Consider the following 20,520-nt stretch of genomic DNA (forward strand, 5'->3'; position numbering starts at 1 on the left):
AAAATAAGGAGGGGAAATCCCCTCCTTATTGCGCTTTAATTTTTTCAAGAAGCCCTTCATCAAAAGTACCGTTTTTCAGCATTTCGATTTCCAATTTGTATGGTGGCTTCTTATCTTTTTTATCTTCCCCTACATACGGTGTTTCAAGAATTTTTGGTACATGCATTAACTGTGGATGATGTACAATGTGATGCAACGCTTTATACCCAATGTGACCAAATCCGATGTTTTCATGACGGTCTTTTCCTGCTCCGCGTACATTTTTACTATCATTAATATGAAGTACTTGTAAACGATCTATACCAACGATCTTATCAAATTCGTTTAATACACCGTCAAAGTCATTTACAATATCATATCCTGCATCGTGCGTATGACACGTATCAAAGCATACAGATAGCTTTTCATTATATTTTACGCCATCAATGATTTTTGCAATTTCTTCAAAGCTACGACCACATTCTGTTCCTTTTCCTGCCATCGTCTCTAACGCAATGTTAACCGTCTGTTCTGGCGTTAGTACTTCATTAAGCCCTTTAATAATTTGTTGAATACCAGCATCTGCTCCAGCCCCAACGTGCGCTCCTGGGTGAAGAACAATTTGTTTCGCTACACCTAATGCCGATGTTCTTTCAATTTCCATACGAAGGAAGTCTACACCTAATTGGAATGTTTCTGGCTTCGTCGTATTCCCAACATTAATAATATACGGCGCATGGACGATAATTTCCTCAATACCATTCAGCTCCATATGTTTTCTTCCTGCTTCTATGTTCAATTCTTCAATTGGTTTTCTTCGTGTATTTTGCGGTGCACCTGTATAAATCATAAACGTTGTTGCACCGTATGAAACAGCCTCTTCACTTGCTGCTAATAACATGTTCTTACCACTCATGGAAACATGAGATCCAATCTTTAACATACAATCACCTCTTCAATATACAATAGATATAATGATAGCATAATTTGTAGAAATATGTAGTGAATTGTTTGTTCACAAAAGACGCACTACACAAATTTATATGAGTATTTAAACAGACTATACTCTTCATTTAAATTAGCGGGATTAAAAAAAGATAAGGGAAACCCCTTATCTTTTTTTATTGCTATATTTTCTCTTCACTTTGTCACGTTCTGTTGCAAGTTTACGTTTATAGTTTGGTTTTACTTTTTTCGGTTTTTTAATAACTTTCGTTGCCATAACATCAAGTTCGTCATTTGGTTTTTTACGGCTCTTACGACGACGACGCTCACCTAAATCCGCCCACTCATCTCCGCGTAAATCTACATGTTTAAACTCGATATGACGTTGTTTTTCTAAGCTATCTAATGCTTCTTCGTTTGCTGGATCATAAATCGTCACTGCAATACCAGAATGCCCCGCACGTGCTGTTCTTCCAACGCGGTGAACGAAGAAATCTAAATCTGATGGTAGCTCATAGTTAATAACATGGCTAATTCCTTCAATATCAATACCACGTGCTGCTAAATCAGTCGCAACAATATATTGGAATTCAAGGTCACGAATTTGTTTCATCATTTTTTTACGATCACGTGGTGATAAATCCCCGTGAATTCGTCCAACTTTTAAGCCGCGTTCCATTAATCCATCAGCAACTTGATCTGCCATTTTTTTCGTATTCGTGAAAACAACTGCTAAATACGGTTTAAATTGAAGTAGCATTTTATTCACTAAATCAATTTTATTACGATGTTTAGAAGGCACTAAATAGTGTTCAATGTTTCCAGCTGCAACTTGTTTTGGATTGATATGAATATGCTCTGGATTCTCCATATATTTCTTCAGAAACGGTTTTAGTTTTTGAGGAATTGTTGCAGAGAAAACTAGCATTTGCAAGTTTTTAGGCATGCGTGCTGCAATTTTATCTACATCGTGAATGAATCCCATATCAAGCATTAAGTCAGCTTCATCGACAATAATCGTATTTGCTTTATGAACAAATAATGCTTGTTCTTCTACTAAGTCTTTAATACGTCCTGGTGTCCCGACTACGATATGAGGTTGTTTTTTCAACTTTTCAATTGAACGTTGTTTATCAGTTCCACCAATTAAACAACGCGCTGTAATCATTTGATCTTCCGCACAGAATTTTGTTAATTTCACAATCTCTTCGTAAATTTGTTGTGCTAACTCACGAGTAGGTGCTGTAATAACAAGTTGTACTTCTTCACGGCTTGCATTAATTCTGTTCAATGTAGGAAGTAAGTATGCATGTGTTTTCCCAGAACCTGTTTGGGATTGTCCAATTACACTTACACCTTTTTTCACGACCGGGAAAATTTTCTGCTGAATTCCTGTCGGCTCTGTAAAGCGTAGTTCACGAACTGCATCTATTAAAAATGGTTTAAAATCATACTGTGTAAAAGTTTGTTGTGTCATAAGTTACACCTTCTTTCTAAATTTCTACTGCGCGCACAAATCAGTCAAGTCTACATTATATCGAAATCTACAAGTAAAATCCATCTTTAGTTTAGGTTTTCCCTTCAAAAACTAACCTTCTTCCCCCTTATTGCATATTGTATGTGTATATACCTAACTGAAGAAAGGAGGATTTCTCACATGTTTCCAAAATCCCCCACAAGACAAATGTATCCAAATCAAGGGCAGCAACCTTATACACCATATCCAATTCCACAACTACCACCGATGGCACAAAAAAAGAAAGGGTTCCTTGCTAAACTCTTTAAAAAACACGATCCAACCGAACCTTACATGCAAATGGTTCCGCCTTATCGACAAATGGAAGGACCGCCACCAATGATGCACCAGCACCAGCACCAGCACCAGCAACCGCCACCTCAATATCGGCAACAATATCAACCCCAATATCAACAGCAATACCCACAGCAGTACTCACAGCAGTACTCACAGCAATATCAACCATACATGCAGCAGCATCCAGAGCAAATGATTCCCCCTCAAATGTACGAATCAAACGAAACGCGCGGCGGTGCAACAACTACAGCAGCATCCAGTAGCGGCATCGGCAGTTTTTTTGTGAATTTAATTTCGAATCCAACTAATATGATAAACAATATAGAAAAAGTATCCCAAGTCGTTCAATCTGTAAGCCCTGTCGTCGAACAGTACGGCCCTATTATGCGTAACCTACCAAGCATTGTTAAAATCCTCACCTCTGGAAAAAGTACGGAAGAAGATTCAACTAAAAATCAGGCTGAAGACATAACAGAAAAGGTTGAGGTAGCAACTCCACCTCCTCCACAAAAAAAAAGAAAAAGAAAAAAAATAGTGATTGAGCCAGTCATAGAAAAAGAATTACGAGAGGAGCCTGTTCAAAAAACAGCAACAAAACCAAAACTATATGTGTAACAATCCTTTGTTTTCTATCCACTCCTCCTTTATAATGTAAAAGACTATGCACAAAAGTATCCCTTGTTTAGAAGGAGAGGATTACTCATATGAAAATTGTTAAAATTTCCCCTCGTGGTTATTGCTACGGTGTTGTCGATGCAATGGTAATTGCACGTAACGCCGCATTAGATAAATCATTGCCGAGACCCATTTATATTTTAGGTATGATTGTTCACAATAAACATGTTACAGACGCTTTCGAAGAAGATGGAATCATCACATTAGACGGTCCAAGTCGCTTAGAAATTTTAGATAAAATTGATTCTGGTACTGTTATTTTCACTGCACACGGTGTTTCTCCAGAAGTTAAACAACGCGCAAAAGAAAAAGGTTTAACAACAATTGATGCCACTTGTCCAGATGTTACCAAGACACATGACCTTATCGAAGCTAAGAAAGCGGAAGGGTATCATGTCATTTATATCGGTAAAAAAAATCATCCAGAGCCAGAAGGCGCAGTTGGTATTGCACCTGACATCGTTCACCTTATCGAAAAAGCCGATGATTTAAAAACATTAGAAATCCCAACAGATAAAATTTTAGTAACGAATCAAACAACGATGAGTCAATGGGATGTTCAACATTTAATGGAGGACATTCAAAAAAAATTCCCAACAGCAGAATTCCATAAAGAAATTTGTTTAGCAACTCAAGTTCGCCAAGAAGCTGTCGCTAAACAAGCTGATGTTGCAGACTTAACAATTGTTGTCGGTGATCCGAAAAGTAACAACTCAAACCGTTTAGCACAAGTGTCACAAGAAATTGCTGGTACGAAAGCATACCGCGTTGCAGACGTAAGTGAGATTAAATTAGAGTGGCTACAAGGTGTAGAAAACGTAGCTGTTACAGCAGGTGCTTCTACTCCAACTCCAATTACAAAAGAAGTTATCGCTTTCTTAGATCAATATAACCCAATGAATCCCGCTACATGGGAGAGAGTTCGAAAAGTACCGTTACAAAAAATATTACCTCGTGTAAAAGTGAAAAAAGAACAATAATAAAAACCGTTGCCTATATGAGCAACGGTTTTTATTTTTCTTATACAAATGTAAATGGATCTGTATGTAATTGCGAAGCATGAATGTGTACATTGAGTTTCTTTGCATCCACTTTTTCTTGTAATTGCTTTTGCACACCTTGCTTCATTACTTTTTCAACGTTATGTCCTGGGTCAACTATATTTAAACCGAGCATCATCGCATCATGAGCAACATGATAATACATGTCACCTGTTACATATACATCTGCTCCTTTAAATTTAGCTTGATTGATGTATTTGTTACCATCACCACCAAGTACAGCTACTTTGCGCACTTTATCATCTAATTTCCCAACAACTCGTGCACCCTTTACATCTAATGATTGCTTTACATGTTCTGCAAACTGTCCAAGTGTCATTTCTTCTTTTAAGCATCCTATTTTCCCAAGCCCTAATGTTTCGCCTTTGTTATCAAGTGGATACACATCATACGCTACTTCTTCATATGGATGTGCCGTTACCATTGCTTTAATCACTTTTCGTTGTAGTGAAACTGGAATAATCGTTTCGATCCGCACTTCTTCTACGCGCTCTAACTGTCCAGTTTCCCCTACATAAGGATTTGTCCCCTCTTGAGGTACAAACGTACCTGTACCCTCGCTACTAAACGTACAGTGGCTATAATTGCCGATATGACCAGCACCTGCGTCTCCTAATGCTTTTCGTACTTCCTCTGCATGAGTTACTGGCACAAACACAACAACTTTTTTCATTTCTTCTGCATATGTCGGTGCCAAAACTTCTGTATTTTGCAACCCCAACGCCTCAGCAAGTAAATCATTTACCCCGCCCTTGGCAACATCCACATTTGTATGCGCTGCATAAATGGCAATATCATTTTTAATACACGTTTCAATAATTCTTCCGTACGCTTTATCTGTATGAATCGCTTTTAACGGATTAAAAATTAAAGGATGATGCGCGATAATGACATTCGCCCCTAATTGAATCGCTTCCTCCACAACTTCCTCCGTTACATCTAATGCAATTAATACGTGTTGTACAGATTTATTAAGCGCTCCAATCTGCAGACCAATTTTATCTCCTTCCATCGCCAGATGCTTCGGATACATACTTTCAAATAAAGAAATAATTTCATGGCCGTTTGGAATTTTACTCATGATAAAATCTCCCCTATCATTTTCATTTTCGCTTCTACTTCTGCACGTTTCGCTTTTGTTTCTTCAGAATTAGCCGCACGTTCTAACTGTTTTAAAATATTTTGGAAGTTTTTCAATTCCCCTTCCCATTTTTCAACGAAAGCTTCACTTTTTTCTTTTATTAAAAATGGCCCCATAAACAATCCCGCTTGTTTATTTTCCGAGTAAGGTGCTTCGACATTTCCTCGCTCTCCTACTAAAATCTCATAAATTTTCCCATCTTCTTTTACGATTTTTTCATGGATAAGCTCCCAACCATTTTCAACAAACCATTCACGAATATGATGTGCTGCAATATTCGGCTGTAAAATTAAACGTGTTACACCTTCTAATTTTTCTTTACCACTTTCTAAAATGTCACGAATTAACGCTCCGCCCATTCCAGCAACCGTAATTACATCTACTTCTCCTGGCGCTATAACAGCTAATCCATTCCCTTTACGCACATCTACTTTATCTTGCAAGCCACTTTCAGCTACAGTTGCTTGTGCAGAGCGAAACGGTCCATCTACAACCTCTCCAGCAACTGCTTTTGTAGCAATATTATTTATAATTGTATAACACGGTAAATACGCATGATCCGATCCAATATCAGCAACTGTAGATCCTACCGGTATTTCACGCACAACTTCTTCTAATCGTTTTGAAAGCCTTACTTCATTCATGTATTTCCATTACTCCTTCTCTTGTCAGTCTGTCTCCATGATAATGAATTTATAGTAGTTGTTGCAAGCCTATAACAACAATTCACTTCTCTATCATTCATCGTATTTTAGAAAATATAGAAAAACAAGCCCTTTGCATAAGCAAAAGACTTGTCATACGGAACTTTATTTTTTCTTCGATAACCAATCAGCTACTTTAGTGGCTTGATCAGCTGGAACTATATTAGCAGGCATATTGCCCTTTCCTTTCGAAAGAATTTCTTTAATTTCATCCTTTGAAAGTTTCCCACCAATTTTTTGTAAGTTAGGTCCTACTGCCCCTTGTAACTGATCACCGTGGCAGCTCGTACAGCTTTGCTTCACAATATCCTCTGGTTTTGATGCTGTTTGTGCTGGCTTCCCGCCATTTTTTGCATCAGCTAACTCTTTAGATTTATTTAGCCCCTGAAATGAAAATACAAACATAACGATAATACCCAATGCTGCAATAAGAGCGAACGGAATCAGCGGATTACGTTTCATATCTCTTCTCCCCCCTCTATACCCCTAAATAGTTAGATGATTCAGTCATTTCCATTGTACTTGAAAACGCTCTATCAGAAAAGAGAAAACTACTACTTGTTAAAAATATTCCATAAATTCAGTTTATTGTTTTTTATTGTCATATAGCTTATTATTTCGATAATTATTAACGTTTCTCATCATATTTTTCGCTTTTCTACATATATTTTTGTATAGAATAAACAAAATTAATCGAAAAATCGAAAAATGAGCATTTGCAAATCAAAAGACAATTCTGTAAAATAAATTACAAGAAATTGTAATCGTTGCCGATAGCTAAATTTTAACAAAAATTAACAAAATAAAAAAGTTTACTTCACAAAGGTGAAGTAAACTTAAAAAATAACCTATTCTAAGAAATCCTTAAGACGCTTACTACGACTTGGATGTCTTAATTTGCGAAGTGCTTTTGCTTCAATTTGACGGATACGCTCTCTCGTTACGCCGAATACTTTCCCAACTTCTTCAAGCGTACGAGTTCGTCCATCATCTAAACCGAAACGAAGACGCAGAACATTTTCTTCACGATCTGTTAGTGTATCTAACACATCTTCTAATTGTTCTTTTAGCAATTCATAGGCTGCATGGTCCGCAGGCGATGTTGCTTCTTGGTCTTCAATAAAGTCACCTAAATGGGAGTCATCTTCTTCACCAATTGGTGTTTCAAGAGAAACTGGCTCCTGTGCAATTTTTAAGATTTCACGTACTTTTTCTGGAGCAAGATCCATTTCTTCACCAATCTCTTCAGGAGACGGTTCGCGACCTAAATCTTGTAATAATTGACGTTGTACACGAATTAACTTATTAATCGTTTCAACCATATGAACTGGAATACGAATTGTTCGCGCTTGGTCCGCAATCGCACGTGTAATAGCTTGGCGAATCCACCAAGTTGCATACGTACTAAATTTGAAACCTTTACGATAATCGAACTTTTCAACAGCTTTAATTAGACCCATATTACCTTCTTGAATTAAGTCTAAGAAAAGCATACCACGGCCTACGTAGCGCTTTGCAATACTTACTACAAGACGTAAGTTTGCTTCTGCAAGACGACGTTTCGCTTCTTCATCGCCTTCTTCAATACGCGTTGCAAGTCGAATTTCTTCTTCTGCAGATAGTAAGTCTACACGACCAATTTCTTTTAAATACATACGAACAGGATCGTTGATTTTAACCCCAGGTGGTACACTTAAATCATTGAGGTCAAACTCTTCTTCTGTTTTTGTAATTTGGCGATTATTAGGGCCTTCTTCGTTGTCATTATCACCAACTAAGTCAATGCCTTGTTCACCTAAATATTCATAGTATTCATCCATTTGATCGGATTCAATTTCAAATCCATTCATGCGTTCTGCAATCTCTTCATATGTAAGAACGCCACGTTTTTTTCCGAGCTCAGTGAGTTGTTCTTTCACTTGCTCAAGGGTCATTTCAGTTTCAATTTGTTTAGAACGAGCTGGTTTGTCAGCCATCTGTTCCCCTCCTTACGCGAGATACAAACATTCATTATACTAAAACTTTATCAAAAAAGCTATTTTCTCGCTTTTTGATTTTGTAAATATGCTACATAATATTTAGCAGCCTCTACAGGATCTGTTTTTTCCATTTGTTTCACTTTAAAGATGATCTCCATCTTTTCAAGTTTTTCCTGATGCCGTCTAAGCGTCTCCAAATGGCCTTGCAACACTTCTTCTGTGTATTCTGGATTAATAAATTCATCCGTCGAAATATCAGTGATAATATTTTTCAACTTTTCATCAGAGAGCCAACTTAAAAATGTTCCGACTGAAGGTTCATTTCCCTTTTCATAATATGCGTATAGTTCATATAAAATCCCTTTATGTTCTTCTGTATGAAAATCTTCTATATGGGATTCCATACGAACAGCTACTTCTGCACTTTGCAACATATGGTAAATAATTTCTCTTTCCGCTCTTTCAAAACCTGTTAACTTCGGTTTTGTTTGAACGACTTGAGACGGTTTAGCAACCTGCTTTATTTGTTTTTGCTGTACCTTTTGTTCTTTGCGATATTGGTGCAATTGATTCAAAAGTGTTTCCATTGAATACGAAAATTCTTGCGATAATGACTTCAAATATGACTCTGCCTGCATCGCATCTTGTAACAACGATAACTCTTTTAAAACACTTTTCACATATTCTTCTTTGCCAGACTCATCTTGCAAATTTTTCCCTAAACGCAAATAATTTATTTTAAAACCAACAAAACTCACACTTGATTTCACAAGATTTTCAAAAGCGGTAGTCCCATATTGTTGCACATATTCATCAGGATCAAGCTTATCTGGCAAGGATGTGACTTTCACTTGGCAACCAACTTTTAGCAATAATTGCCCTGCTTTCATCGTCGCTTCTCGCCCTGCTTTATCACCATCATAGCAAAGAACAACAGTTTCAACGTTACGTCGCAGAAGTTTTGCTTGTTCTTCAGTTAAAGCTGTTCCCATTGTCGCAACAGCTTCTTCCACACCACTTTTTACCGCAGCTAGTACATCGGCATATCCTTCAAAAAGAACCACTTGCCCACGCTTTCTAATAAACGGTCTTGCTTGGTGGAAGTTATACAACAATTTACTTTTGTGAAAAATCGGTGTTTCAGGGCTATTTAAATATTTCGGAGTGTCATCTCCTAACGCCCTTCCACTAAACGCTATCACCTTACCTTGTAACGTATAGATCGGGAACATAACTCTTCCACGGAAGCGATCGTAATGACTACCATCCTTCTCACTTCTTATTAGAAGGCCAGCTTGTTCCATACTAGACAGCGATAAACCTCTTTTTTGTAAAATTTTCGTCGCTGCATCCCAAGCAGGTGATGCATAACCAATTTCAAACTTCTCAATCATCTCTTTCGTAATACCACGGTTTAATAAATATGAAAGTGCTTCATTTCCCTCTTCCGTATTTACTAATAAATGATGATAATACTTTTTCAATAATTCATGAGCTTGTTGCATGATGACAGTGTCATCAGATATGTCTTCTTGTTGTCCTTGTCCTGATGTGTACTCTGCAACCGCAATTCCATTTCTTTCGCCTAGCTTTTGAACAGCCTCGGTAAAAGCCAGTCCTTCCATTTTCATTAGAAAGGAAAATACATTTCCACCTTCTCCACATCCGAAGCAATGAAAAATTTGCTTATCAGATGAAACAGAGAATGAAGGAGAATTCTCACCATGAAATGGACAAAGGCCGAAATAGTTACGCCCCTGTTTTCTAAGTTGAACGTATTCACCAATGACTTCTACAATATCGGATGATGTCCGAATCTGTTCAACAACTTCTTCGGGAATTCTGTTCCCCATAACTCCATCTCCGTGTCGTATTTTGTATTCGATATAAATTAAAAAATTCCTTTATAATTCGACAATATTTTTCTAAACTTGTTAGAAAGTGTTGCCGATTACATTGTATAAACGATTTTGAACCTTTCCTATAGGTCCTTTATCTGCATAAATCGCATATACATACTTGCTATATAAAATTGTATACATTTGCTCATCTGTTACAAATGTATCTCTTAGAAACAATACATATACACCTTTTTACAAGAAGAGTAGCAAGCCACATATACTGTTTGATCTTGAGATCTGTAACTTTTCCATGTTGATCCATATAACAATCAACTCCATTTTGTTCAGTATCTACAATGATCCAATTGCCTTGCTATTTCCTTAAAGGATGAGCATATGATGCGACAAACAAAATTCCGACATGAAATTCCGCTCCAACTTGCACAATTTCAGCCTTCACGGGATATACATCTACACCAACTAATATGTTGTTGATGTTTTGCATATTTCTGTATTCTACATCCCTTCTGTGAATCCTTCCATAATGTGCGTTTTCTTGTATAGATTTTGTCGATTTAACGTAATTACATGTCTTTTTCGTAAATCCTATCCCTAGTTTATTCTGAAAAATTAAAGTCTAAACGTAAAATATAGGTTTTTATCACAATTTTTTATTATAATATATTTTCTTCAACTACGCTACATATCCCTTTATTTTTTCAGCTTACATTTCAGGATGACAAACTCACACCTTGAATATACTAAAAGACAAAGGAGTATAAGTATAACCATTACACTACAATCTATTACAAAATCCATAGGTATCATATTTCACACGAGCGAAAAAAGCACATTCACCTTTGGTAAATGTGCTAAAACATTTTTTGGTTTTGCACTGCATTCACAATAATATTTGCTGTTTCTTCAATCGCTTTATTCGATACATCGATTACTTGGCAATTTATTTTACTAATTACTTCCTCAAAGTGATCAATTTCTTCTTGAATACGATTAATATTTGCATATGTTGCTCCATCACTTAATCCAAGTGATTTTAATCGTTCTTTTCGAATATGATTTAACTTATCTGGCGTAATTTTCAAACCGAAACATTTTTCTTTTGCCACTTGATATAGTTCTTCAGGTGGGTCAACTTCTGGCACGAGTGGTACATTCGCAACTTTCAAGCGTTTGTTATGAGCTAAATATTGGGAAAGTGGTGTTTTTGATGTACGCGAAACACCAATCAACACGATATCTGCTTTTAAGATACCTCGTGCATCTCTGCCGTCATCATACTTCACAGCAAATTCAATCGCTTCAATCTTTTTAAAGTATTCTTCATCTAACCTACGGACAACACCTGGCTCATATCTCGGCACTTGCCCCGTAATTTCTTCAATTTGATCAATAAGAGGGCCGATAATATCGTATGCCTCTACCCCTTCTTTTGCAGCCTCTGTTACTAAATACTGGCGCATATCAGGCTTAACTAACGTAAAACATATAAGTGCTTGATTACTCTTAGCAATCGAAATCACTTCTTTTAATGTCCCTGTATCTTCTACATACGGTACACGTCTAATATCAGGAGCAAACGGGAATTGCCCCATTGCTGCTCGAACAACCAAATCAGCCGTTTCCCCTACAGAGTCAGATACGACATATACGATTTTATTATCCATTACATTACCTCACTTTAAACAAATTACACTTATTCGTTATTTACTAAATTTACAAACGCACGTGTAATATTTGTTTTTGTAATTCGCCCAATCACTTCTAAACCTTGTTTCGTATCTTTTACAACTGGCATTGCATCAATCTGTCTTTCTATTAATTCCATCGCAATATCATATAAAGAATCCTCTCTACGACACATCGCAATGTTTGGCATCCTTGTCATGATAATATTAACCGGAAGAGAGGTTAAATCCTGCTTTCCTAAGCTCGCTCTTAATAAATCTTTACGAGACACAACACCAACTAATAGAGTCATCTGATCTACAACGAACAATGTACCAACGTCCTCTAAAAACATCGTACAAATTGCATCGTATACGGAAACATTTTTATCAATTACAACCGGTCTAGATTGATAATCTTGTACTTTAATTTTCTTAACAGCTTCAGATAATAGCTGCCCCCCAGTTTTACCCGTATAAAAATAACCTACGCGTGGACGTGCTTCTAAATAACCAGCCATCGTTAAAATTGCTAAGTCTGGTCTTAGCGTCGCACGTGTTAGACCCAATTGCGCTGCAATTGATTCCCCTGTAATAGGACCGTGATCTTTTACAATCTGAATGATATGTTCTTGCCGTTTATTCAGCTCTATGATAATCACCACCTTTAATGCACAACGAAAAAAGTTATACTATCTCTTAAATATTATATACTAAATATGCTATTCGAAAAAGAAAGTATGTAAAAAGGACCGTATACGGCCCAAAATTATATTTGAAACTTATCAAGTTGTTCTAAAAAACGTCTTGATTTCAAATAAATTCCGCAATATTCATCATAATATGTATTCAATACTAAACGCATTTGTTTTTTTGTGCTATCCTTTACCGATACATTTCCGAGCCTATGTAAATCGAAATGGAAGAAAAGACGTAATAATTTATGAACAGCTTCTCCTACCGGTATACGATATGGGTCTTGCTCTGCATGACGTGAGCACAGAAAACCGCCTTCCCTTACGGAGAAGGCGACAAAGTCTGTTTCTTGATGACAAATCGCACATGTATCAAAGTACGGGCGCATCCCTAATACCGGAAGCATTTTCGTTTGATAAATTAATGATAATACTTCTGGATCAACACCCTCACACATATAATGCAACGTTTGATATAACATTTCAAATAAATACGGATTATGTTTTTTATCTTCTGTTGCTTTATCAGTTAACTCAACAATAAATGATGCATAAGCAGTTAAAAATATATCCTCGCGAATTTCTTTCATAGTTGAAATAATCTCGCCTTGTTGCAATGTTCCAAGCCCAGATCCCATTTGAATAAGAAAATGGCCATGTGTCATTAATTGCGACACAGATGCTAATCGGCTTTTCGGTTTTTTTGCCCCTCTTGCCATTGCACTTACCTTACCAAGTTCTCTTGAGAATATTGTAACAATCTTGTTCGTTTCTCCGTAATCTGTCGTACGGATAACGATGCCCTCAACTTTTTGAAACATGTTCGTCACCATCCAAGGTTTGAACAAAACGGGTCAAGAAATTGGAGAGTCTAGATGCGCTAGCTCCTCTTCATGTTGATCCATCTCATCGTTTACGTCTTTTTCCATTTCTTTCAAAAGCAAGTACGTTTCAATGCTTCCTGTTTTGGAGAAAAACTTCCAGGTAAAATCTAGCATAAGAATCCACCTTTCTCAATAAGCGTAGCCTATAAACCAATTTCCTTTGTTGTTATTAAATTGACCCATTTTGTCCATTTTCATGTGAGAAAAATTTTTCCTAATTTATCAAAGTTCATAAAAACCAATAATCAGTGGATGAACCAACCATCCACTGATTACAACTTTACTCTATTTTAGTACTCATCCTCGCGGAAACCTAGGTCACGAAGCTGAGACATTTTATTACGCCAATCTTTTTGCACTTTTACCCATACTTCTAAAAATACTTTAGAACCAAGTAGCGCTTCAATATCAAAACGAGCTCGCTTACCAACTTCTTTTAACATTTTTCCTTGTTTTCCGATGATGATTCCTTTTTGTGATGCACGTTCAACAACAATCGTTGCATTTATATAAACTGCCCCGCCCTCACGCTTTTGAATCGCATCGATAACAACAGCCACAGAATGCGGCACTTCTTCACGTGTTAAATGTAGTACTTTCTCACGAATAAGCTCTGCAATAATAAATCTCTCCGGATGATCCGTTACTTGATTCTCTGGATAGTATTGTGGTCCTTCTGGTAAATACTTTTTAATTGTTCCAATTAAAGCGTCCACATTATTACCGTCTAACGCAGAAATTGGTACAATCTCTGCAAACTCATGTAGTTTACGATATTGATCAATTAACTCTAGTAATTGCTCTGGATGAAGTTGGTCAATTTTATTAATGACTAAAAATACTGGTTGTTTCGTTTCTTTTAATTTCTCAATGATGAATTCCTCACCACGACCAAATCCTTCAACTGCATTAACCATAAACAGAACAATATCAACTTCTTTTAATGTCGTTTGCGCCATCTTTACCATGAAGTCGCCTAATTTATGTTTAGGTTTATGTATTCCTGGTGTATCAATGAAAATAACTTGTGCATCATTTTCTGTATATACACCTTGAATTTTATTACGAGTCGTTTGTGGCTTATCACTCATAATAGCAATTTTCTGGCCGATAATACGGTTTAAAAATGTAGATTTTCCAACATTCGGTCTGCCAATAATAGAGACAAAACCTGATTTATAACCTTTTCTATTCATGTAAATCCTCCGCTAAAAATGCTCCTGGTAACAATTCTCCGACTGTCGTCTCTTGAACGTCACCATGTAAGTTTGATAAGTATACTTTCGTATCCTGTTTACATAATTCTACCATAACTTGTCGACATGCTCCACAAGGAGGTACTGGGCGCTTTGTATCTGCTACAACCGCAATGGCTACAAATTCTTTATCTCCTTCAGAAACCGCCTTAAATAAAGCTGTTCTTTCAGCACAATTACATAAGCCATATGATGCATTCTCAACATTACATCCACGATATACTTTTCCACCGCGCGTTAATAATGCTGCACCTACTTGAAATTTAGAATATGGTACGTACGCTTGTTTACGCGCTTCGATTGCTTCTAGAATTAATTGTTTACTATTCATATTCCCGCATCCTTCCTGTTCACAGCTATGAAGAGATACACTCTCTCATTAAAGGCCCTTACAGCACTTCCAAAGCTTAATAAAAGCTTCGGAATGCAACTATACCATATACGGTAAAAAGATAATAGCACCAATTATAACAGCTATAATTGCAAACAATAAAACCGCTCCTGCCGCAACATCCTTTGCAATTTTTGCAAACGGATGAATATCGGCAGTCGCTAAATCTACCGTTTTTTCCACAGCCGTATTTACCATCTCTAAACTCATTACACTCCCTATTACAATAAGTAATATCATCCACTCTATTTTCGTAATATGGAAATAAAAGCCGCAGCATATAACAATGACTGCGGCTAAATAATGGATTTTCATATTTCGTTCATGACGAAAACAAAAGAATATACCAGCTATAGCATATCCAAAACTATCTATAAGTTTTCCTTTTTTCATCGTCCTAATCCAAAAGCTTCTAAAATTTCTTTTTGTCTTCCGAACATTTCTTTTTCATCTTCTTCTGTCATGTGATCATAACCAAGTAAATGTAAAAAGCCATGTAACGCCAAAAATCCAAGTTCACGATCGAAAGAATGTCCGTACTCTTCAGCTTGCTCTTTCGCTCTTGGAATAGAGATAATAAGATCCCCTAACATGCGCGGCATCTCTGCACCAACAATCTCCATTTCTCCTTCTCCCATCTCTTCCATGGCAAAGGATATTACATCTGTAGGTTGATCTTTATCTCGGTAATCACGATTAATTTCTCTAATGCGCTCATTATCTACAAATGTCACCGATACCTCCGCACCATCCTCGATATTTTCCATTTGAGCTGCTTTTTCTAACACTTCACGAATTAAACTCATATACTCTTCTTTTACTTCTTCTGTTTCATCAATAAAATCAATTAACAAACTCATTCTTTCTCCTTTTCTTCCGGAGGTTCCGGATATGTAATACGCGAATGGAAAATACCATTTAACGTTTCACACAACGTTTTTCCAACGATTTGTAGTTCCTTAAACGTCAAATCACATTCACTAAATTGACCGTCTTGCAGTCGATCTTTAATAATACTTTGCACCAAATTATTAATTTGTTCTGGCGTTGGGTGATTCATAGAACGTACCGCAGCTTCTACACTATCAGCAATACCAACAATTGCCGATTCTTTCGAAGTTGCTTTTGAACCTGGATAACGGAACATCTCTTCTGTATATTTTTCTTTATCTTCTTTAATAGCTTTATAATAAAAATATTTCAGTAACGTCGTACCGTGATGTTGCCCAGCGATATCAATAATTTCTTGTGGAATATGATATTCTTCGAGCATTCTTACTCCATCCGTTACGTGAGCAATTATAATATCTTTACTCGTTACAGGATCTAATTTATCATGCGGGTTTTTAATTCCCATTTGGTTTTCAATAAAGAATTGCGGTTGTACTGTTTTTCCTACATCATGATAATATGCCCCTACACGCGCTAATACACCATTTGCCCCAACTGCTTCACAAGCAGCCTCAGAAAGATTCGCTACCATTACACTATGATGATATGTCCCTGGCGCTTCTAACAAAATTCTGCGTAAAAGCGGATGATTTGGACTTGATAGTTCCATAAGCTTCATACTTGATACGATTCCAAGTCCACTTTCTAAATATGGTAAAATCCCCATAGCCAAAACGGATGATATAATCCCTGAAAGTGAAGCCATTAATAATTGCGTACCAATTTCAAGAGGCGAAAAATTCCCATTACGTAATAATAAGAGCGCCGCTAATACGACTACATTTAATACAGAAACGAGTATACCAGCTTGTAAAATCATTGTACGACGATTTTTTTCTCGCAAGAAAATACTAACCGATAATGAACTTAACAATACGTAAATCCCTACACTATAATTTAATGTACTCGTTACTCCTTCATTAAACATAATACTTCCGCATACAGAAAAAATCATACTCGTTAAAAAGACAAATCGATCACCAATCATTAGTTTTACAAGTATTGTTCCCATCGCAACTGGGACAACATATGCAATCCCTGCGTATTCAAGTTTTTGAAACAAACTAATGATTTTCATTAAGACGATTGTGATAGACAAAATTGTAATATACGCTAAAACATACGGTCTATCTTCTCTTTTTCTCTTTAAAAATAATTCAAATTGTTTATGCATAAAGTATAGTAATACACCAATGAGTACCGCTAATCCAACATAAGGTTGAAAGCCGTTCCCTTTTTCTAACAAACCAACTAATTTCAACTGATTATACACATCACTTGAAATCGTTTCACCTTCTCTAACAAGAACTTGTCCTTGAAGAATATAAACAGGTGGAACTAAATCTTCCTCTGCTTTTCTCTTCTCTTTCGTTAAGATCGGGTCATAAAAATAGTTCGCTGAAATTGCATATCTTCCTAGCGCCTTAATTGATTCTTTTAAACCATTATCAACATTAACACTATTCATCTCACTTACATATCGTTCTTTCGCATCTTTCAATTCGTCCATTTTAATATGCTCAGTCATGATACTATTAATCGCTGTGACCGCAGCATCTTTCGCTAATACTAATTGGCTCGAATCTGCATTAATCAAATTTAGTAAGTTTGAATCAGATAATTCTTTCGTTAAGTCAGCGGGTAGTTTCTTTTTTAACTTATCCACTTTCTCAGCATCAGTCATCTTTTTTTGATCATCCGGTCCAACAGCTTTAATCTCTTGCACCACTTCATCCACTTTAGCAAAGACGTCATTCACAATATCAACTTTGTTTTGTTTATACTCACTTTTATATGTATATTGATCTTCAACTTTTGTAGCGGCTTCTTTTTTCTTTTTATCCGTTGTAACTTTATCTTCAATTTTTATAGGAGAATGGATTGTCTTTTTCGCAATAGAATACATATTAACATCTAATTGTTCTGGTTTTACATTATTCATAAGCGCAAAAAACAGCACTGCTCCTAACACAACGTAAGAAATCCAACTTAGTTTTTTCGAATGTTGTAAATTACGAAACCACTTAGAAATTTCTTGAGATCTTGACATGATTTCAATACCTTCTCCTCTCCAGAAATAAAGTGAAACTATTTATAGCTTTCATTTCTTCTACCCAACGATACTTTGAGGCAACATTTTACACACCAGTACCTATAGTTTATTTTCCTTATCTTTCATGATAGTAAAAAATATGACATTCGCCAACCTTATCATACAAAAAGAAATGATCCTGACAAATAGGATCATTCCATTTTATCATATGCCTCAATAATACGTTGCACCAATGGATGTCTCACAACGTCCGTTTGTTCTAATGTAATAAATGACAGACCTGATACACCAGATAAAATATTAGCAGCTATAGATAGCCCTGATTTTACCCCTTTTGGCAAGTCTACTTGTGAAGGGTCCCCTGTAATAACCATTTTAGAGCTAAAACCTAATCTTGTTAAAAACATTTTTATTTGAGCACCCGTTGTATTTTGAGCCTCATCTAAAATAACAAATGAATCATCAAGCGTACGCCCCCTCATATAAGCAAGCGGAGCTATTTCAATTACTCCTCGCTCCATCATACGCTGCGTATATTCTTGTCCAAGAATATCATGTAAGGCATCATATAATGGACGTAAGTATGGATCTACCTTCTCTTTCAAATCCCCTGGTAAAAAACCTAAATTTTCTCCAGCTTCTACAGCAGGTCTTGTTAAAATAATTTTCTTTACATATCCTTGTTTTAAAGCTCTCACAGCCATTACTACAGCTAAGTATGTTTTTCCAGTTCCTGCAGGCCCTATCCCAAAGACAATATCATTCTTCTTCATCGCATGAATATATCTTCTTTGCCCCATTGTTTTTACACGAATGGATTTACCTTTTGCAGTCTTGAAAATTTCTTCTTCATATAACTCTTCAAATTGAGCAATTTTCCCTTGTTGCGCGAGCTGAATTGCATACGCAACATCTCTCTCTGAAATTGATATACTTTTACGAATTACAACAAGTAATTGCTGTAAGATTTTTTCTACGAGTGTCACCGTTTCAACTGCTCCAGATACATGAACAGTTTCTCCTCTAGTTACGATCGATACATTCAGTTCTCGTTCAATTACTTTTAAATGTGCATCATTGACTCCAAAAAGAGCGATTGCTTCGTTAGTATTTTCCAATTGTTGGTTCATTTCTACTAATTGTTCTGCCATTACTCAGTCTCCTTGAATATCGGATTCGGATATTGGTTGTGGCTCTGCAATATTTTCAACCACAGTATAATGCAATGTGACTTTTAGTTGATCCGCCTCAACCTCTTTACTCAAAATCTTATCACTTACAATCATAGCATGTTCATCCAATTTTTTCTTTAGTTCTTTTTCGGCCATCTCCTTCGCTACTTTCAGCGCTTGCTTTTCTGTATATTCTCGATTCGCTTCTTCCTCTTCTCTCACAACATCTTTTTCATATGCAATCGGCAGTGTAAAACCAAATAATTTCACATCATGCTTTACACTTTCAGTACGAGAGCGTTTATACTTATCATGCTGAAATCCCCATATTTTTATTTTCGTATCCCCGAATTTAAGAAAATGTTCATTGTATACATTACCAGTATACACTTGGAATTGCGTCTTTAGCGGAACATCTACCTTAGATGTATACCACGTTTCGCCATACACAATACCTTTCGCTGAAACAATCGTCGGACTTTCCTCATTACCATATATTCCCGATACGAGAATCTGCCCTTTTTCTACATGATCATTCTTCAGTACAACCGGCTTTCCAACTTCTACAAACGTTTTTGTAATAATCGCTTCTTTTTTTGCTACTAAATTTTGCGGCCTTTGTTCCTTTTCTTTTTTTGGTTCGTTTTTTTCAACAATTTTAAAATGATACGTCGTTCCTCTTACTTCTAGTCCCGCCCAAGTAATGGCATTAATATTATCTGTCAAATGGCGTTGTACATCTTCTACATTCGGCATTTGAAATTGTAGTTTCCCTTTTTTAATACCCATTTTATCCAATTCTTTCATCAATATATATTCTGTTTCGGGTTTTGCTCCTGTAATTTCAATTTTCCAAACCATATTTGACATTGCAATCACGCCAAAAAAGAAAATTAAAAACCCAATTAAAAATCCACTATTTTTAATTAAACGCTTATTCCAAAAAGGAAAACCATAACGTCCAATAAAATATAATTTACATTCATTTTTTCTATAAATTGGTTTTATTTTTTTCACATCGCGTAACAACATACAAAAAACTAACGTTTCATCAGCTATTTTCTTAACATCCCAAACTAACAAATTCCTCCGTACACATTCATTAACAAACCGTTCCGCTCCTCTACCTTCAATCCGCACTTTTACATATCCAAGCCACTTTATAAACCATTTATTTTTCATTTACCACCTTCACTGCCTTTCTAAAAGTAGATATACTACTTTTTATTTGAAGCATTAAAATAGCTCGTACTAAAATGAAACAAATTAAAACTGTAATCGGTCTCTATCAACGA

At 36.2% G+C, this 20,520-nt stretch carries 21 protein-coding genes; 2 read left to right on the forward strand and 19 right to left on the reverse strand.

The genetic code is table 11. From position 1 onward, the window contains the following. Positions 1 to 25: 25 nt before the first annotated feature. Positions 26 to 922, reverse strand: coding sequence for a deoxyribonuclease IV (locus OXT04_RS12460; protein WP_000912471.1), 897 nt, complete (start codon positions 920 to 922; stop codon positions 26 to 28). A 168-nt stretch (positions 923 to 1,090) separates the two neighbouring features. Then, positions 1,091 to 2,401, reverse strand: coding sequence for a DEAD/DEAH box helicase (locus OXT04_RS12465; protein ID WP_000194023.1), 1,311 nt, complete (start codon positions 2,399 to 2,401; stop codon positions 1,091 to 1,093). A gap of 180 nt (positions 2,402 to 2,581) precedes the next feature. Between OXT04_RS12465 and vrrA the strand changes: the two genes are divergently transcribed. Beyond that, positions 2,582 to 3,352: a VrrA/YqfQ family protein gene (gene vrrA, locus OXT04_RS12470; protein WP_098205487.1), complete on the forward strand. Its 771-nt coding sequence runs from the start codon at positions 2,582 to 2,584 to the stop codon at positions 3,350 to 3,352. A gap of 89 nt (positions 3,353 to 3,441) precedes the next feature. Next, positions 3,442 to 4,392 carry a 4-hydroxy-3-methylbut-2-enyl diphosphate reductase gene (locus tag OXT04_RS12475; RefSeq protein ID WP_267415043.1) on the forward strand — a complete coding sequence of 317 codons (951 nt, stop codon included), beginning with the start codon at positions 3,442 to 3,444 and terminating at the stop codon, positions 4,390 to 4,392. 40 nt (positions 4,393 to 4,432) lie between these two features. Here the strand turns inward: OXT04_RS12475 and OXT04_RS12480 are convergent, their stop codons facing one another. The 17 genes from OXT04_RS12480 to yqfD form a co-directional block, all read right to left on the reverse strand. After that, positions 4,433 to 5,554 (reverse strand): Nif3-like dinuclear metal center hexameric protein, encoded by a 1,122-nt coding sequence (locus OXT04_RS12480; protein ID WP_000036247.1) that lies wholly within the window; start codon positions 5,552 to 5,554, stop codon positions 4,433 to 4,435. Next, positions 5,551 to 6,258, reverse strand: coding sequence for a tRNA (adenine(22)-N(1))-methyltransferase (locus tag OXT04_RS12485; RefSeq protein ID WP_001006801.1), 708 nt, complete (start codon positions 6,256 to 6,258; stop codon positions 5,551 to 5,553). Before OXT04_RS12485 ends, OXT04_RS12480 begins: the two co-directional genes overlap by 4 nt. 165 nt (positions 6,259 to 6,423) lie before the next feature. Further along, positions 6,424 to 6,780: a cytochrome c550 gene (cccA, locus tag OXT04_RS12490; RefSeq protein ID WP_000828142.1), complete on the reverse strand. Its 357-nt coding sequence runs from the start codon at positions 6,778 to 6,780 to the stop codon at positions 6,424 to 6,426. 386 nt (positions 6,781 to 7,166) lie between these two features. Further along, entirely contained in the window at positions 7,167 to 8,294 is a 1,128-nt protein-coding gene (gene rpoD / locus OXT04_RS12495) for an RNA polymerase sigma factor RpoD (RefSeq protein ID WP_000764066.1), read from the reverse strand. A gap of 59 nt (positions 8,295 to 8,353) precedes the next feature. Further along, entirely contained in the window at positions 8,354 to 10,150 is a 1,797-nt protein-coding gene (dnaG, locus tag OXT04_RS12500) for a DNA primase (RefSeq protein ID WP_000528221.1), read from the reverse strand. An 81-nt stretch (positions 10,151 to 10,231) separates the two neighbouring features. Then, a complete protein-coding gene (locus tag OXT04_RS12505; RefSeq protein WP_000479733.1) occupies positions 10,232 to 10,375 on the reverse strand; it encodes a hypothetical protein in 144 nt (47 codons plus the stop codon). A 635-nt stretch (positions 10,376 to 11,010) separates the two neighbouring features. After that, positions 11,011 to 11,823: a pyruvate, water dikinase regulatory protein gene (locus OXT04_RS12510; RefSeq protein WP_000368944.1), complete on the reverse strand. Its 813-nt coding sequence runs from the start codon at positions 11,821 to 11,823 to the stop codon at positions 11,011 to 11,013. A 29-nt stretch (positions 11,824 to 11,852) separates the two neighbouring features. Further along, positions 11,853 to 12,485 (reverse strand): transcriptional regulator CcpN, encoded by a 633-nt coding sequence (ccpN, locus tag OXT04_RS12515; protein ID WP_000583756.1) that lies wholly within the window; start codon positions 12,483 to 12,485, stop codon positions 11,853 to 11,855. A 107-nt stretch (positions 12,486 to 12,592) separates the two neighbouring features. Continuing rightward, a complete protein-coding gene (gene recO / locus OXT04_RS12520; RefSeq protein ID WP_000487009.1) occupies positions 12,593 to 13,339 on the reverse strand; it encodes a DNA repair protein RecO in 747 nt (248 codons plus the stop codon). A gap of 33 nt (positions 13,340 to 13,372) precedes the next feature. Next, entirely contained in the window at positions 13,373 to 13,516 is a 144-nt protein-coding gene (locus OXT04_RS12525; protein ID WP_000883924.1) for a YqzL family protein, read from the reverse strand. Positions 13,517 to 13,692: 176 nt separating this feature from the next. Further along, a complete protein-coding gene (era, locus tag OXT04_RS12530) occupies positions 13,693 to 14,598 on the reverse strand; it encodes a GTPase Era (protein WP_001080230.1) in 906 nt (301 codons plus the stop codon). Next, complete coding sequence (locus OXT04_RS12535) at positions 14,591 to 14,989, reverse strand: cytidine deaminase (RefSeq protein WP_001086285.1); 399 nt, start codon at positions 14,987 to 14,989, stop codon at positions 14,591 to 14,593. The genes era and OXT04_RS12535 overlap by 8 nt, the downstream gene beginning before the upstream one ends. 99 nt (positions 14,990 to 15,088) lie before the next feature. Beyond that, positions 15,089 to 15,442, reverse strand: a complete 354-nt coding sequence (locus OXT04_RS12540; protein ID WP_000715464.1) for a diacylglycerol kinase family protein — start codon at positions 15,440 to 15,442, stop codon at positions 15,089 to 15,091. Then, complete coding sequence (gene ybeY, locus OXT04_RS12545; protein WP_000054684.1) at positions 15,439 to 15,909, reverse strand: rRNA maturation RNase YbeY; 471 nt, start codon at positions 15,907 to 15,909, stop codon at positions 15,439 to 15,441. Before ybeY ends, OXT04_RS12540 begins: the two co-directional genes overlap by 4 nt. Next, positions 15,906 to 18,050: an HD family phosphohydrolase gene (locus OXT04_RS12550; RefSeq protein WP_000091513.1), complete on the reverse strand. Its 2,145-nt coding sequence runs from the start codon at positions 18,048 to 18,050 to the stop codon at positions 15,906 to 15,908. The genes ybeY and OXT04_RS12550 overlap by 4 nt, the downstream gene beginning before the upstream one ends. Before the next feature lie 194 nt (positions 18,051 to 18,244). Further along, positions 18,245 to 19,204, reverse strand: a complete 960-nt coding sequence (locus OXT04_RS12555; RefSeq protein WP_000840520.1) for a PhoH family protein — start codon at positions 19,202 to 19,204, stop codon at positions 18,245 to 18,247. Positions 19,205 to 19,207: 3 nt separating this feature from the next. After that, positions 19,208 to 20,407 (reverse strand): sporulation protein YqfD, encoded by a 1,200-nt coding sequence (gene yqfD, locus OXT04_RS12560; protein ID WP_000792498.1) that lies wholly within the window; start codon positions 20,405 to 20,407, stop codon positions 19,208 to 19,210. Positions 20,408 to 20,520: the final 113 nt, after the last annotated feature.

The sequence above is a fragment of the Bacillus sp. GC_Bacil_1 genome, from assembly GCF_026540675.1.
GTDB classification, from domain to species: domain Bacteria; phylum Bacillota; class Bacilli; order Bacillales; family Bacillaceae_G; genus Bacillus_A; species Bacillus_A cereus.

What these genes read in the sequence shown, in the direction of transcription:
- OXT04_RS12460 (WP_000912471.1), bottom strand. Translation starts at nt 922, where the DNA reads ATGTTAAAGATTGGATCTCATGTTTCCATGAGTGGTAAGAACATGTTA.
- OXT04_RS12465 (WP_000194023.1), bottom strand. Translation starts at nt 2,401, where the DNA reads ATGACACAACAAACTTTTACACAGTATGATTTTAAACCATTTTTAATA.
- vrrA (WP_098205487.1), top strand. Translation starts at nt 2,582, where the DNA reads ATGTTTCCAAAATCCCCCACAAGACAAATGTATCCAAATCAAGGGCAG.
- OXT04_RS12475 (WP_267415043.1), top strand. Translation starts at nt 3,442, where the DNA reads ATGAAAATTGTTAAAATTTCCCCTCGTGGTTATTGCTACGGTGTTGTC.
- OXT04_RS12480 (WP_000036247.1), bottom strand. Translation starts at nt 5,554, where the DNA reads ATGAGTAAAATTCCAAACGGCCATGAAATTATTTCTTTATTTGAAAGT.
- OXT04_RS12485 (WP_001006801.1), bottom strand. Translation starts at nt 6,258, where the DNA reads ATGAATGAAGTAAGGCTTTCAAAACGATTAGAAGAAGTTGTGCGTGAA.
- cccA (WP_000828142.1), bottom strand. Translation starts at nt 6,780, where the DNA reads ATGAAACGTAATCCGCTGATTCCGTTCGCTCTTATTGCAGCATTGGGT.
- rpoD (WP_000764066.1), bottom strand. Translation starts at nt 8,294, where the DNA reads ATGGCTGACAAACCAGCTCGTTCTAAACAAATTGAAACTGAAATGACC.
- dnaG (WP_000528221.1), bottom strand. Translation starts at nt 10,150, where the DNA reads ATGGGGAACAGAATTCCCGAAGAAGTTGTTGAACAGATTCGGACATCA.
- OXT04_RS12510 (WP_000368944.1), bottom strand. Translation starts at nt 11,823, where the DNA reads ATGGATAATAAAATCGTATATGTCGTATCTGACTCTGTAGGGGAAACG.
- recO (WP_000487009.1), bottom strand. Translation starts at nt 13,339, where the DNA reads ATGTTTCAAAAAGTTGAGGGCATCGTTATCCGTACGACAGATTACGGA.
- OXT04_RS12525 (WP_000883924.1), bottom strand. Translation starts at nt 13,516, where the DNA reads ATGCTAGATTTTACCTGGAAGTTTTTCTCCAAAACAGGAAGCATTGAA.
- era (WP_001080230.1), bottom strand. Translation starts at nt 14,598, where the DNA reads ATGAATAGAAAAGGTTATAAATCAGGTTTTGTCTCTATTATTGGCAGA.
- OXT04_RS12535 (WP_001086285.1), bottom strand. Translation starts at nt 14,989, where the DNA reads ATGAATAGTAAACAATTAATTCTAGAAGCAATCGAAGCGCGTAAACAA.
- OXT04_RS12540 (WP_000715464.1), bottom strand. Translation starts at nt 15,442, where the DNA reads ATGAAAAAAGGAAAACTTATAGATAGTTTTGGATATGCTATAGCTGGT.
- ybeY (WP_000054684.1), bottom strand. Translation starts at nt 15,909, where the DNA reads ATGAGTTTGTTAATTGATTTTATTGATGAAACAGAAGAAGTAAAAGAA.
- OXT04_RS12550 (WP_000091513.1), bottom strand. Translation starts at nt 18,050, where the DNA reads ATGTCAAGATCTCAAGAAATTTCTAAGTGGTTTCGTAATTTACAACAT.
- OXT04_RS12555 (WP_000840520.1), bottom strand. Translation starts at nt 19,204, where the DNA reads ATGGCAGAACAATTAGTAGAAATGAACCAACAATTGGAAAATACTAAC.
- yqfD (WP_000792498.1), bottom strand. Translation starts at nt 20,407, where the DNA reads ATGAAAAATAAATGGTTTATAAAGTGGCTTGGATATGTAAAAGTGCGG.